We start from the raw sequence: 12347 nt of genomic DNA, 5'->3' as shown, positions 1-12347 counted from the left end.
GTTCTCGATCGCGGGCGGGGTGAAGGCCGCGACGATCGGGTCGGTGAAGGAGGCGGGCGCGGCGGTGGCGGTGGTCGGGGGCGGGATCTACAACGCGCCCGATCCCGCCGCCGCGGCCCGCGAACTCCGCCGCCTCACCGCCTGACCACACCCGCCCGATCGGAACAGAAGGGAGTCGGCGTGGAAGTCCAGAACCCCGCCGCGGGCAGCACTTACGGCTCGTTGCTGCTGCAGGCCGCCGGAGTGCTGCGGCTGCGCTACGTGGAATGCCGGCGGGACACCAGCTTGTCCCCGGAGGCGGCGGTCGAACTCGCGACCGTCTTCGAGGCGCTCGCCCAAGGCGAGCCCGCGTTCGACCAGATCGACCCGAAAGAAGCGATCGCACTGGCGAACCGGCTGATCGACGACGACCATCCGGAGCTTTCCCGCCTGTGGCCCACGACCCGGTAACCCGTCCGCGGATCATTCGCAACTCAACGAGGAGTACACGATGACGACTGCCGAAGCCACCGAAGCGCCCGCACGCACCATTCCCGAGGGCGATCCCGCTCTGATCGGCGTGCCGACCTTCATCGTCGGCGCCACCGCGCTCGGCCTGGTGCTGACCGGCTACGTCCCGGCCGGCGCCGTCGGGGCCTCGATCGCGATCATCCTGCCCGCCACCGGCCTCGGCCAGCTTGTCGCCGCGGTATGGGCCGCCGCACAGGGCCAGAGCGCCGTAGCCTCCGTGTTCGGCATCTTCGCCGGATTCTGGCTCAGCTACGCGGTGCTGGTGCTCGGCCTGACCCACAACTGGTTCGGCATCCCCGCCGACGCCGCGGTGTCCACCCAGGGGCTGTTCCTGACCGCCTGGCTGGTCATGATCGTCCTGCTGACACTGGCCAGCCTGCGCCTGCCCGCCGCGTTCACCCTTCTCTTCGCGCTGATCGACCTCGCGCTCGCACTCGTGCTGTTCGGCACCGTGAACGGCTCCGCGAGTCTCACCACGGTGGGCGGATATGTCGTCTTCGCGTTCACCGCGGTCGGGGTGTACCTCTTCCTCGGCGCGATGTCCGCGGCGACGGGCGGCCGCTCGCTGCCGCTGGGCCGGCCAGTACTGAGCTGACCCGGGACGGGGCGGCCGCCCGGCCGCCCCGTTTTCGCGTGTACCGCAAAGGAGTTGATCTGTGACCTCGCCGACCTTCGTCGTCATCGGAGCCGGACTGGCTGGGGCAAAAGGGGCGGAAGCGTTACGGGACAAGGGGTTCGACGGCCGGATAGTCCTGGTCGGAGACGAGGAGCACCTGCCCTACGAACGGCCGGCGCTGTCGAAAGACTATCTGGCGGGCAACGTCTCCCGCGACAGCCTGTACGTCCACGACGCGACCTGGTACGCCGAACAGCGCATCGAGCTGCGCCCCGGAGTCCGCGCGACCGGCATCGACCGGGCGGCGCACCAGGTGCGGCTTTCCGACGGCACCGGCCTCGACTACGCGAAACTGCTTCTGGCCACCGGTGCCAGCGCACGCACGCTCCCCGGCGCCAACGGGGTCCGCTACCTGCGCCGCCTCGAAGATTCCGATTGGCTCAAGGGTTTGTTCACGACCGCGAGCAGCCTGGTCGTGCTCGGCGCCGGCTGGATCGGGCTGGAGACCGCGGCCGCCGCCCGCCGCGCAGGGCTCGACGTGACCGTTGTGGAAGCGCTCCCCCAGCCGCTGCTGCTCGCGCTCGGCCCCGAAGTCGCCGCGGTCTTCGCCGAATCGCACCTGCGGCACGGTGTCGATCTGCACCTCGGCGTCCAGGTCGACCGGGTCGAGCGAGGCAAGCGCGTCAAGCTCGCCGACGGCACCGTCCTCGAGGCCGACGCGGTCGTCGCCGGGATCGGCGCTCAGCCCAACACCGGCATCGCGCGCGCCTGCGGGCTGCGAGCCGGCAACGGCGTGCTGGTGGACGCGAGCCTGCGCACCAGCGACCCGGACATTTTCGCCGCCGGGGACGTCGCCAACGCCTACCATCCGCACCTGGGCCGCCACGTGCGCGTCGAGCACTGGGCGAACGCGCTCAACCAGCCCGCGGTCGCCGCCGCGGGCATGCTCGGCAAGAACGACGTCTACGACGAACTGCCGTACTTCTACACCGACCAATACGACCTGGGCATGGAGTTCCTCGGCACGATCGACGGCTACGACCGCGTCGTCTTCCGCGGCGACGTGCCCGGCCTCGAGTTCATCGCCTTCTGGCTCAAGGACAACCGGGTCGTCGCCGGGATGAACGTCAACATCTGGGAAGTCACTGAGCCGGTCAAAGCGCTCATCCGCTCCCGCCGCCCGATCGACCCGGACCGCCTCGCCGACCCCGGGGCGCCGCTCGACCGCCTCGCGGCCCCCTGAGGACAGCGGAAGGCCGGGCCTTCACCGGCCCGGCCTTCCGCTGTCCTCAGTGCCCGCGGGCGATCCATTCCGACAAGTGCGGCGCCTCGTCGCCGATCGTGGTGGCGTCGCCGTGTCCGGTGTGCACCTTCGTGGCGGCGGGAAGTTCGAGCAGCCTGTCCCGGATCGACGAGACGATCGTCGGGAAGTCCGAAAAGGACCGTCCGGTGGCCCCCGGACCGCCGGAGAACAAGGTGTCGCCCGAGAACAACGCACCTGCCTCAGGCAAGTACAGGCACACCGAGCCGGGCGAATGCCCCGGAGTGTGGACGACCCGCAACTCTGTGCCCGCGACCGCGATCCGTTCTCCGTCCCGCACCGGCCAGAACTTCTCGTCCGGGTGCGTCATCTCCCACAGCTCCTGGTCGCCGGGGTGCAGCAGCACCGGCGCGTGGAGGTTCGCGGCGAGCGCCGGTGCGACGGTGATGTGGTCGTTGTGCCCGTGCGTGCACACCACGGCGACGACGTTCCGGCCGTCGACCGCGTCGGTGATCGCCTTCTCGTCGTGAGCGGCGTCCACGATCACGACCTCTTCGTCGTCGCCGATCAGCCAGATGTTGTTGTCCACCTCCCAGCTTCCGCCGTCGAGCTCGAAAACCCCCGAGGTGACGACACGCTCGATGCGCGGGCCGCTCACCAGACCACCACCGAGCGCAGCACGTCGCCGGCGTGCATCGCGTGGAACGCCTTCTCGACGTCGGCGAGCCCGATGCGTTCGGAGACGAACTTCTCGAGCGGGAGCCGGCCCTGCCGGTGCAGATCGATCAGCATCGGGAAGTCCCGCTCCGGCAGGCAGTCGCCGTACCAGGACGACTTCAGCGCCCCGCCGCGGGAGAAGAAGTCGATCAGCGGCATCTCCAGCCGCAGGTCCGGCGTGGGCACGCCGACCAGCACGACCGTGCCGGCGAGGTCGCGGGCGTAGAACGCTTGCCGCCACGTCTCCGGGCGGCCGACCGCGTCGATGACGACGTCCGCGCCGAATCCGCCGGTGAGTTCCCGCACCGCCGCGACCGTGTCGGTTTCCGACGCGTTGACGACGTGCGTGGCGCCGAGGTCGCGGGCCCATTCGAGCTTCCGCTCGTCCCGGTCCACCGCGATGATCGTGGTCGCTCCCGCGAGCCGGGCCCCCGCGATCGCCGCGTCCCCGACTCCCCCGCAGCCGATCACCGCGACCGAGTCGCCGCGGCCGACCGCGCCGGTGTTCACCGCGGCGCCGAGGCCCGCCATCACGCCGCAGCCCAGCAGACCCGCCACCGCCGGGTCCGCCGACGAGTCGACCTTGGTGCACTGTCCGGCGTGCACGAGCGTCTTGTCGGCGAACGCGCCGATGCCCAGCGCGGGGGTCAGCTCGGTGCCGTCGGCGAGCGTCATCCGCTGGGCCGCGTTGAACGTGTCGAAGCAATACTGCGGGCGGCCGCGCTTGCAGGCCCGGCACTGACCGCAGACCGCGCGCCAGTTCAGGACGACGAAATCGCCCGGCCGCACGGAGTCGACCCCGGCGCCGACGCTTTCCACCGTGCCCGCCGCCTCGTGCCCGAGGAGGAACGGGAACTCGTCGTTGATCCCGCCTTCGCGATAGGTCAGGTCGGTATGGCAGACCCCGCAGGCCGCCACCGCGACGACGACCTCGCCCGGTCCCGGATCCGGGATCACGATGTCCGCCAGCTCCACCGGACTTCCCTGCGAACGGGCGATCACCCCGCGTACCTGCTGTGGCATTCTTTCTTCCTTCGTGCCGAGCGACAAGCCATGCGCCAGAGCGCATACCGCTCCGACGGTAGTGCCGCGCCGAGCCGCCGCGACCCCGTCGTCCGGCGAGGAATTCCTGGTCTTCCGGCCAGGCGCCCGGGAGGTTACCCTGAGCCGGATGCCCGCCGACTCCGCCGCCGCCGACCTGCCGGGGCTGCGCGACGTCGTCGACGGCCCGCTGCACGACATCGCCGGGCGGTTCTCCCGCTACCTCGCCGAGACCTGGCCGCACCGCGCGCTCGTGATCTTCACCCGGGAGTGCACCGGCAGGCCCCGCAAAGTCGCCGGCGACCCGGAGACGACGGGCAAGATCACGATCCCCGAGCTCGAGGCGCTGAAGGCAGCCGTGCGGCCCGGCTCCGCGACGAGGACGACCGCGCAGCTCGGCGGCACGGCGCGGCCGGTGTGGTCCGTGCACGACCCCGTCGGCACCCTGCTGGTGCTGATCCCCCGGACGGCGCGGAAGCCGGTGCCGCACCCGGTGCTGCTCGCCGAACTTTTCGGGATCGTCGCGACGTCCATCCGGCAGCAAGTCACGCAAGCGAGCCCGGATTACCTCACCGAGTCCCGTGCGGCGTCGAGCGAACGCGCGCGCACGATCGTCGAAATGGCTGCGACACAGGAAAGAACGCTCGTCACGGTCCTGAACGCGCTGCGGTCGGCCAAGCTGGACGCCGAGGGCGCCCGAGCCGCCGCCACCGACGCCGCCTCTGCCGCACTGGTGGCCCTGCGGTCGGCCCACAAAACCGATCTCGCGCTGTCCGAAGAGCCAGTGCACACCGCCTTCGCCCGGCTGCGCCGGGAAGTACGGCAGGTTCTGCGCCACCACGACGCCGAATTGGAGTTCGTGGAGCCGCGACCCGACACGCGTCCGCTGTACGGAGAACTCGCACCCGCCGCGCGAGCCATGACCTGCACAGCGGTCCTGGCGTTCACCGCCCAGCCGACGTTGACCCGGCTGCGCGTCGCGTGGTCCTGCGACGACTCTTCGCTGCGGCTGGACATCCGCGACCACGAGTCCGGACGCCTCGACGTCGATGCGCTGCACCTCCAGCTCGACGGACGCGCGAAGGCACTCGGCGGCGCCGTCGAGGTCGACGCGGTGTCAGGCTGGGGAAGCCGGGTCTCGATCGTCCTCCCCCGCTCCCTCGCGCGGGACAGCACGGAAACCACCGGCCTCTCGCGACTCAACCGCCGCGAGCTGGAAGTCCTGCGGCACCTTGCACAAGGACTGCGGAACAAGGCAATCGCCGAACGGCTCGACATCACGGAGAGCACTGTGAAGTTCCACGTGGCGAATGTCTTGAAGAAACTGGAGATCGGCTCGCGAGGGGAGGCCGCGGTTCTGGCGCTGAACGCCGGGATCGCGTGAACGCGTCCTCGTTGCCGCAAGACCGTCAGCCACTCGTGAAAGTTCTGCGCCCCGGCCACACCACAGCCCTGCTCGCAGGCGGCTCCGCAAATCTATTCTTTTTTCGGCACCCGGCGGCGAATTCAGTTCAGAAACCCACGACCCGCCAGCGGATTGTCCGGAACGTGCGGCACCACCATTTCGCGGAACGGCGATAACCAGACGATCTCTCCCACGTCGCCGGTGCGGCAATTCGGCGGTTGGCGGAGATGTCCGAAATACCAGTCCAGCTCCCGGCGCCCAATCTCGGGAGCCACCATTGCGATGTCTTCGTCGTCGAGGCAGTTGACCCGCATGGGCACGCTGTCGAGGTAGGCGTCAATCGCGGAGTCGGCGCCGTTCTTCGCCCTCAGATGCGTTCCCCAGTCCGGGACGAGCTCCCGGATGTCATCCGAGCACCCCGACGGGCGCCTCAACAGCGGTCAGGGAATCAGTCGTGCATTGGAGCTCGTTCCTGTTTCCGCAGGTCAAACCCTATATAAAGGGAGGCAGAGTGGGCCGGGTCGGGCTCGAACCGACGGCCAAGGGATTATGAGTCCCCTGCTCTAACCAACTGAGCTACCGGCCCCTGGGTTCGCTTCCGCAGGTCGATCCCCCCAGTTCACGTCAACTTAGCACAGGCCCCGCGCGGGCCGGGGGCGTAGGCCGATCGGGTCGAGACCGCTCGCGGGGGCCTCGGGGTCGCCTAGATTGCTGGGGGTCGGGTCCCGAGAGGAGAACCGCCATGCGCAACCTGGGACGGGTTCCGCTCGCGCTGCTCGACGCGCTCGCTGCCGGGCTCGGGCTGGGTTATCTCGCCCGCGACTATCGCGACGCGCTGGTCTCGCACGGGCCGGTGGTGTCGGTCGCCGCGGTCGTCGGGATTGCGGTAATCGTGGTGGCATTTCGGGGATACCGCGTGCTTCGCAGTGCGAACACGCGCCTGGAAGCGATAATCGCGGACGAGTTGTCCCGGCGTAAGCCGTCACCTCGGCCGCGGCGGCGATAGGCCGCGAGGGGAAATTACCTGCCCAGTTCGACAATGGCGGCGTACAGGCCGGGCGCGAGGGCATCGGCTAGGCCGCCGGGCGGGACTGTTTCGCGCAGAAGGTGCAGCCAGGCGAAAACCGAACCGAGCAGCATCGCGTGCACGACTGACATCTCAGGGCGCCGAGCCAGTTCGCCGCGGGCGATCGCGCGGGCGAGCACTTCGGTCAGGTAAGCCCGTTCTCGCACCAAAAACAACTCGCCCAGCCGGGCGGTGGGTGCGTCTTCGGTGCGGAGGTCGGCGAGCAGGCCTGGCAAGGCGTTGCGTACTTGCGGTCCGTCCAAAGCGGACTGAATGTCGGCGAGAACGCCTGCTACATCGCCACGCAAGGTGCCGGTGTCGGGTGGTGCCGCGAGGGCGTCGTCGTGCACGACCGCGGCGAAGACGAGTTCCGCCTTGGACTTCCAGCGCCGGTAGAGCGCCGCCTTGCCGACGCCGGCGCGCGCGGCGATCGCGTCGACCGTGCATCGTTGGTAGCCGACTTCCTCCAGCAGTTCGTTGACCGCGGTTTGCACCGCCGCGTCGATCCCCTGCTCCCGCGGCCGTCCGCGCCGGTTGTGCGTCATGGAGCACAGTTTACGAGACTTCCAGTTCCGTATATGTTCGGGGCATGACCTGGGACAAAACCTCCACCCGCACCCTCGCCGTCGACCCGGCCGCGCTGTGGGACGTCCTCGCCGACGTCGAGAACTGGCCGCGCTGGGACCCGGACGTCGCGCGCGTCGTCCTGCACGGGCCGGTCGCGACGGGATCGACCGGATTCCTTTACCCCAGCGGCGGATTCCGCGGCGGCGTGCACGCGAAAATCGCGAAGGACTTCACCTTCACGAGCTGGCGGCCCGGCCACGAGTACACGCTCCGCCAGCCGGTTCCGCTCGGGACGATGGACCTCCGGCTGAGCGTCGCGGCCGTCCCCGGCGGGGCCGAGCTGACCCAGCGCATCGTCCTGGACACGCCGCTGCGCGCGGTCATGGTGCGGATCATCGGCGCCGACATCGTGGCGAACTTCGGCCGGAAATGCGACGCGCTGACCCGGCTCGCCGCCGCGAAAACGGGCTGACCGCCCTTGCGGTCCCGGCGGGAACCGCAAGGGCGGACCGGACTAGTTCCGGTACCGGAACAGGATCCGGCCCCGGTCGAGGTCGTACGGGCTCAGCTCCACCAAAACCCGGTCGAACGGGACGATCTTGATGAAGTTCTTCCTGATCTTGCCGCTGATGTGGGCCAGCACGTGGTGCCCGTTCGCCAGCTCGACGGTGAACCGGGCGTCGCGCAGGCACTCGACCACGGTTCCCTCGACTTCGATCCCGCCCTTACCGGCCATTGCGCATCAACTCCACCGTGCTGTTCGCCCGCCGCGCGCCGATGCCCTCGAACAGCGCCGTCGCCGCTTCGTTGGCCTCATTCACTTCGGCGGAGGCCGTCGGGATTCCTGCTCGGTGCAGGATGCCGAGCGTGTTCAGCAGCAACCCGCGTGCGATGCCGCGACGTTGCCGATCCGCGCGGACGGCGATGAGCCCGATCCGGGGCAGGCGCGTCACCTGAACCACCCGGAGCAGACCCACGTACTCGCCGTCCTCGACAGCGACGGCGTACTTCGACGGATCCACAATCGTGTCGTCAGCCAGTCGAGGCAGCACCTCGGCCGGCATCTCCGACCAGCCCACGCTCGCCTCGACCTCGGCGCGGACGACGCGGTCGAGCTCGCGCAGCGGACCCTCGTCGGCGGATCCTGCGGGCACGACCGTGACGCCCGGCGGCAGCACGACCGGCCCGGTGACGTGCGGATCCGTGGGCACGACGTACTCCCACTCGCGCCGCCGGACTGTCAGCCCGGCCCGTTGCCAGCCCTCCAGCAGTTCGCGGTCGGTTTCGTCGACCACGGTATGGAGCGGGTCCGGCAGCGCGGCCAGCATCTCGCGGGCCAGCTGGTCGAAGACTGAGCGATGCCAGGCGTCGACGCTGAGGAAGACCCGTCCGTCGGGCCGGGTGGTGGCTTCGGCGCGACCGGCCAGCCTGCCGTCGTCCAACGCCTGCCAGAGTCCCGGTTCGACCCGGGTGATGCTCACCGCGGGTTCGCCCGCGGTGAAACGCACAGTGTCCATGATGGTCACCTTTCGGAGTGCCTTTGCTCAAGGCGCTCCTGGCAACCCCTACGTCAGTCGCCCGACCGTGACGACACGGGGAGCACCCACATCGAAACAGCGTTCATGGGGCTCACCTCCTGGCGTCGAGTCACGGTCGGGCGAACGATAACCGCGCGCTGCGGGCCTCGTCCACCGAATTAAATTCTCCTCAGCCGATCCGCAGCACCCCCTTGCCGCGACCGTGTCCGGCGGCGCACAGATCGAGCAGCTCCCGCAGCCGCGGGACAGCGGACCCCGCAATCGTTTGCGCGAGGCTGCGATTTCCCGTCCAGCACCACGGACACAGCACGTCGGCCCCATGCTCAGGGTCGCAATCGGCACAAAATTCCCTTCCCGCGCAATCGCCGCCTTCCGCCCGGCGGTGCTTACAGTGGACTTCATCAAGCGGACTTGAGGTCAAGCACGGAAAGAGCTGCCATGCCCCAGATCACGCGCGAGGTCGTCTGGCTGAAGCCGGGACAGATCGCCGAACGCGCCGGTGTGAGCGTCCCGACGCTGCACTACTACGAGAGCCGCGGACTCATCGCGAGCAGGCGCACGAGCGGCAACCGGCGCGAGTACCGGCGGGACACGCTGCGCATGATCGCCTTCATCCGGACCGCGCAGCGCGTCGGCGTGTCGCTGGAGGAGATCAAGGACGCGCTCGCCGAACTGCCGGACCGGCGCATCCCCACCAAACGCGACTGGGCGCGCATCTCCCGCCGCTGGCACGACCGCCTCACCGAGCGGATCGAGGAGCTGACCGCGCTGCGCGACCGGTTCTCCGACTGCATCGGCTGCGGGTGCCTGTCGCTGAAATCCTGTCCGTACTCGAATCCGGACGACGTTCTCGGGCAGGGCGGGACCGGGGCGCGCCGGTTCCCTGGCTTCGGGTCGTGAGGGCCACCCGCACGGAATCTGATTCCCTCGGGGTGGCCCTCACGGACGGAACCGGAGGACAGCGCGGGTCGGCTTAACCGCTGAGGGCGGCCCGGAAGTAGCGGCCGGTCGCGCCGTCGTGTTCAGCGAGTCCCTTCGGCGTGCCGGTGTAGAGCACCTGGCCGCCGTTCTCACCCGCGCCGGGACCCAGGTCGAGCACCCAGTCCGCCGCCGCGACGACGTGCAGCGAATGCTCGACCACGACGAGCGTCCGGCCCTCGTCGACGAGCCGGTCCAGCAGCGCCACCATCCGCGTGGTGTCGCTGGGGTGCAGGCCCGCGGTGGGTTCGTCGACGAGCAGATCGTCACTGGTCGAGTCGAGCTGGCGGGCGAGCTTCAGCCGTTGCCGCTCACCGCCGGAGAGCGTGTCGAGCGTGCGGCCGCTCGCGAGGTGCCCGAGGCCCAGTTCGCCGAGCAGCGCGGCCAGCCGGACCACGTCCGGATGCGGCACGTATCGCGCCAGCGCCGACACCGGCGTGCCCAGCACTTCGAGCACCGTCCGTCCGTCGAGCCGCGTTTCCAGTGCCTCCGCGCGGAATCCGGTCGCATTGCACTCCTCGCACGGCGTGTCGACGTCCTCCAGGAACGCCAGATCGGTCCGCCGCACGCCGGTGCCGCGGCAAGCCGGGCACCCGCCCTGCGACCGCGGGTTGAACAGCTTCGGCGACTCGCCGCTCACCTCGGCGAACGCGCGCTGCACCGGATCGGCGAGCCCGAGCCAGGTGCCGACCGTCGACCGGCTCGTCGCGACGATCTGGCTCTGGTCGACGACCGTGAACCGCGGATGCCGCTCGGCGAGTTCGCCCGCCAGCGTCGACTTCCCGGACCCCGCCACCCCGGTGATCACCGTGAGCACGCCTGTCGGGACGTCGACGTCGATGTCGCGCAGGGTGTGCCGGTTCAACCCGCGCAACGGCAGCCAGCCGACGGGTTCCCGCAGCGTGTCCTTGATCCGGACGCCGGTGCGCAACGCGCGCGCGGTCGTCGTGTCCGCCTTCCGCAGCTTCGCCGGCGGACCGTGGAACACCACGCGTCCGCCCGCTTCCCCGGCTCCCGGGCCGAGGTCGATCACATGGTCCGCGGCGACCATCACCGCTTCGTGGTGGTCCACCACCAGCACCGTGTTGCCGTGATCACGCAGCCGCCGCAGTACGTCAACGAGGGACGCGACGTCGGCCGGATGCAGCCCGTCCGTCGGTTCGTCCAGGACGTAGGTGAGGTCGGTGAGGCTCGATCCCAAGTGCCGCACCAGCTTCAGCCGCTGCGATTCGCCGCCGGAGAGCGTCGGCGTCGCGCGGTAGCAGTGCAGATGCCCAAGGCCGAGCGTGATCATCGATTCCAGCCGCAGCCGCAGCGCCGCCACCAGCGGACGCGCCCACTCGTGGTCCAGTCCGGCGCAGAATTCCAGCAGCCCCGCCGCGTCGCGGTAGCCGAGGTCCACAATGGACACCCCGTTGATCCGGCTCTCCCGCGCGGCCGGAGCGAGCCTGCTGCCGTCGCACTCCGGACACGGCCGCTGCCGGGTCACGTCGGCGAGCGCCGCCCGCACCGCCGGACCCATCTTGGCCTCGCGTTCCACGAGGAGCCGGCGGATCCGCGGCACCATCGACTGGTACTTCGCGCTGGCCGGGAAACGGGGCAACGGATTGGGCGGCTTCTGCGTCGGACCGTGCAGGAGGAACTGCACCAGTTCCTCAGGCCATTCCCGCAACGGCAGATCGTTGTCGAAGAATCCCGAGTAGACATAGCGCTTCCAGATCCAGCTGCCGACCGCGAAACTGGGGAAGACCATCGCCCCGTCGTTAAGCGACCGGCCGCGGTCGATCATCCGCTCGCCGTCGATGTCGGTGACCGTGCCGAGCCCCGCGCAAGCCGGGCACATGCCGGACGGATCGTTGAACGAGTAGGCGGGCGAATACCCGGCGGACGGTTCGCCCAAGCGGGAGAACAACATCCGCAGCATCGTCCACACCTCGGTGGCGGTGCCGACCGTGGATCGCGAATTCGTCCCGAGCGGCCGCTGATCCACCACGACGACGGTCGTCAGGCCGCTCAGCGAACTGGCCTCGGGAGCCGGATCGTGCGGCAGTTTCGTGCGGACGAACGCGGGCATCGTCGAGTACAACTGCCGCCGCGACTCGGCGGCCAGCGTCGCGAACGCGAGCGACGACTTGCCGGACCCGGAAACGCCGGTGACCGCGACCAGCTGGTGCTTGGGGATGTCCACGTCCACGTCGTCCAGGTTGTGAGTGCGCACACCGCGGAGACTGATCATGTTCGACGGCATGTCTCGCAGCCTACGTCCTGGGAAGGGGTGCGGCGGGGCAGGTGGAGGCGGGGTGCTTTGTTCGGGGAAGCGCTCGGCCATGTGGAGCCGGACGTCGACAGACAGGTTCGCGCGAGGCAGGTTAGGTGATGTTCGTTCGGAGCGCGCTCGACCGGGCGAAGCGAGCTGGGCTTCCGCAGGGCGGGCTTTCGTGGGCGGGGTTCGTTCAGGGAAGCACTCGGCCATGCGGTGCGAGCCTGGACATCGCCAAACATTGTTCCGCGCGCGGGGCAGGCGATGCTCGTTGGGGAAGTGCTTATCGAGACGTGTCGGGCATTCGCCATCCGCATGGATGCGCAGTGCTCGTACGAGGAAATACCTGGCGGGCAAGAGAAGCGAGGCCTCGGGGCTGGATTATTCG

At 69.6% G+C, this 12347-nt stretch carries 15 protein-coding genes and 1 tRNA gene; 8 read left to right on the top strand and 8 right to left on the bottom strand.

Annotation, left to right across the window (positions count from 1 at the left end; genetic code table 11):
- The first annotated feature begins 7 nt into the window (after positions 1-7).
- The 4 genes from EIZ44_RS39725 (at position 8) to EIZ44_RS39710 (ending at position 2369) form a co-directional block, all read left to right on the top strand.
- Positions 8-145: an orotidine 5'-phosphate decarboxylase / HUMPS family protein gene (locus tag EIZ44_RS39725; protein WP_338081107.1), complete on the top strand. Its 138-nt coding sequence runs from the start codon at positions 8-10 to the stop codon at positions 143-145.
- 35 nt (positions 146-180) lie between these two features.
- Complete coding sequence (locus EIZ44_RS39720; RefSeq protein ID WP_037818437.1) at positions 181-450, top strand: hypothetical protein; 270 nt, start codon at positions 181-183, stop codon at positions 448-450.
- 40 nt (positions 451-490) lie between these two features.
- Positions 491-1105 (top strand): GPR1/FUN34/YaaH family transporter, encoded by a 615-nt coding sequence (locus EIZ44_RS39715; RefSeq protein ID WP_134667817.1) that lies wholly within the window; start codon positions 491-493, stop codon positions 1103-1105.
- A gap of 61 nt (positions 1106-1166) precedes the next feature.
- A complete protein-coding gene (locus EIZ44_RS39710) occupies positions 1167-2369 on the top strand; it encodes an NAD(P)/FAD-dependent oxidoreductase (RefSeq protein WP_037818439.1) in 1203 nt (400 codons plus the stop codon).
- Positions 2370-2415: 46 nt separating this feature from the next.
- On the opposite strand, the gene EIZ44_RS39705 is transcribed toward EIZ44_RS39710, so the two are convergent.
- Positions 2416-3045: an MBL fold metallo-hydrolase gene (locus EIZ44_RS39705; protein ID WP_134734095.1), complete on the bottom strand. Its 630-nt coding sequence runs from the start codon at positions 3043-3045 to the stop codon at positions 2416-2418.
- A complete protein-coding gene (locus EIZ44_RS39700; RefSeq protein WP_037818441.1) occupies positions 3042-4127 on the bottom strand; it encodes an S-(hydroxymethyl)mycothiol dehydrogenase in 1086 nt (361 codons plus the stop codon). Before EIZ44_RS39700 ends, EIZ44_RS39705 begins: the two co-directional genes overlap by 4 nt.
- A gap of 148 nt (positions 4128-4275) precedes the next feature.
- Between EIZ44_RS39700 and EIZ44_RS46050 the strand changes: the two genes are divergently transcribed.
- A complete protein-coding gene (locus EIZ44_RS46050) occupies positions 4276-5529 on the top strand; it encodes a helix-turn-helix transcriptional regulator (protein WP_134734094.1) in 1254 nt (417 codons plus the stop codon).
- Positions 5530-5651: 122 nt separating this feature from the next.
- Here EIZ44_RS46050 and EIZ44_RS39690 read toward each other — a convergent pair whose 3' ends face one another.
- Positions 5652-5984, bottom strand: a complete 333-nt coding sequence (locus EIZ44_RS39690) for a hypothetical protein (RefSeq protein WP_134734093.1) — start codon at positions 5982-5984, stop codon at positions 5652-5654.
- A 78-nt stretch (positions 5985-6062) separates the two neighbouring features.
- Positions 6063-6136 (bottom strand) — tRNA-Ile (locus tag EIZ44_RS39685).
- A 156-nt stretch (positions 6137-6292) separates the two neighbouring features.
- On the opposite strand from EIZ44_RS39685, the gene EIZ44_RS39680 reads away from it, so the two are divergent.
- Positions 6293-6556 (top strand): hypothetical protein, encoded by a 264-nt coding sequence (locus EIZ44_RS39680; RefSeq protein ID WP_134734092.1) that lies wholly within the window; start codon positions 6293-6295, stop codon positions 6554-6556.
- Positions 6557-6570: 14 nt separating this feature from the next.
- Here EIZ44_RS39680 and EIZ44_RS39675 read toward each other — a convergent pair whose 3' ends face one another.
- Positions 6571-7161, bottom strand: a complete 591-nt coding sequence (locus EIZ44_RS39675) for a TetR/AcrR family transcriptional regulator (RefSeq protein ID WP_134734091.1) — start codon at positions 7159-7161, stop codon at positions 6571-6573.
- A gap of 44 nt (positions 7162-7205) precedes the next feature.
- Here EIZ44_RS39675 and EIZ44_RS39670 point away from each other — a divergent pair, with 44 nt between their 5' ends.
- On the top strand, positions 7206-7655 hold the full coding sequence (locus EIZ44_RS39670; RefSeq protein WP_134734090.1) for an SRPBCC family protein: 450 nt from the start codon (positions 7206-7208) through the stop codon (positions 7653-7655).
- Between the two features lie 42 nt (positions 7656-7697).
- On the opposite strand, the gene infA is transcribed toward EIZ44_RS39670, so the two are convergent.
- Both infA and EIZ44_RS39660 read right to left on the bottom strand, forming a co-directional pair.
- Positions 7698-7919: a translation initiation factor IF-1 gene (gene infA / locus EIZ44_RS39665; protein WP_037818449.1), complete on the bottom strand. Its 222-nt coding sequence runs from the start codon at positions 7917-7919 to the stop codon at positions 7698-7700.
- Positions 7909-8700: a GNAT family N-acetyltransferase gene (locus EIZ44_RS39660; protein WP_037818540.1), complete on the bottom strand. Its 792-nt coding sequence runs from the start codon at positions 8698-8700 to the stop codon at positions 7909-7911. Before EIZ44_RS39660 ends, infA begins: the two co-directional genes overlap by 11 nt.
- A 459-nt stretch (positions 8701-9159) precedes the next feature.
- Here EIZ44_RS39660 and soxR point away from each other — a divergent pair, with 459 nt between their 5' ends.
- Entirely contained in the window at positions 9160-9621 is a 462-nt protein-coding gene (gene soxR / locus EIZ44_RS39655; RefSeq protein ID WP_037818450.1) for a redox-sensitive transcriptional activator SoxR, read from the top strand.
- Between the two features lie 73 nt (positions 9622-9694).
- Here soxR and EIZ44_RS39650 read toward each other — a convergent pair whose 3' ends face one another.
- Positions 9695-11917, bottom strand: coding sequence for an ATP-binding cassette domain-containing protein (locus EIZ44_RS39650; RefSeq protein ID WP_205673455.1), 2223 nt, complete (start codon positions 11915-11917; stop codon positions 9695-9697).
- Between the last annotated feature and the right edge of the window lie 430 nt (positions 11918-12347).

The sequence above is a fragment of the Amycolatopsis nivea genome, from assembly GCF_004522235.1.
GTDB lineage: Bacteria > Actinomycetota > Actinomycetes > Mycobacteriales > Pseudonocardiaceae > Amycolatopsis > Amycolatopsis nivea.
The sequence above is the reverse complement of the archived record's forward strand: the minus strand, read 5'-3'. Positions and strand labels throughout refer to the sequence as shown.

Coding starts and splice junctions, on each gene's coding strand:
- EIZ44_RS39715 (WP_134667817.1), top strand. CDS start 491: ATGACGACTGCCGAAGCCACCGAAGCGCCCGCACGCACCATTCCCGAG.
- EIZ44_RS39700 (WP_037818441.1), bottom strand. CDS start 4,127: ATGCCACAGCAGGTACGCGGGGTGATCGCCCGTTCGCAGGGAAGTCCG.
- EIZ44_RS46050 (WP_134734094.1), top strand. CDS start 4,276: ATGCCCGCCGACTCCGCCGCCGCCGACCTGCCGGGGCTGCGCGACGTC.
- EIZ44_RS39680 (WP_134734092.1), top strand. CDS start 6,293: ATGCGCAACCTGGGACGGGTTCCGCTCGCGCTGCTCGACGCGCTCGCT.
- EIZ44_RS39675 (WP_134734091.1), bottom strand. CDS start 7,161: ATGACGCACAACCGGCGCGGACGGCCGCGGGAGCAGGGGATCGACGCG.
- EIZ44_RS39670 (WP_134734090.1), top strand. CDS start 7,206: ATGACCTGGGACAAAACCTCCACCCGCACCCTCGCCGTCGACCCGGCC.
- infA (WP_037818449.1), bottom strand. CDS start 7,919: ATGGCCGGTAAGGGCGGGATCGAAGTCGAGGGAACCGTGGTCGAGTGC.
- EIZ44_RS39660 (WP_037818540.1), bottom strand. CDS start 8,700: ATGGACACTGTGCGTTTCACCGCGGGCGAACCCGCGGTGAGCATCACC.
- soxR (WP_037818450.1), top strand. CDS start 9,160: ATGCCCCAGATCACGCGCGAGGTCGTCTGGCTGAAGCCGGGACAGATC.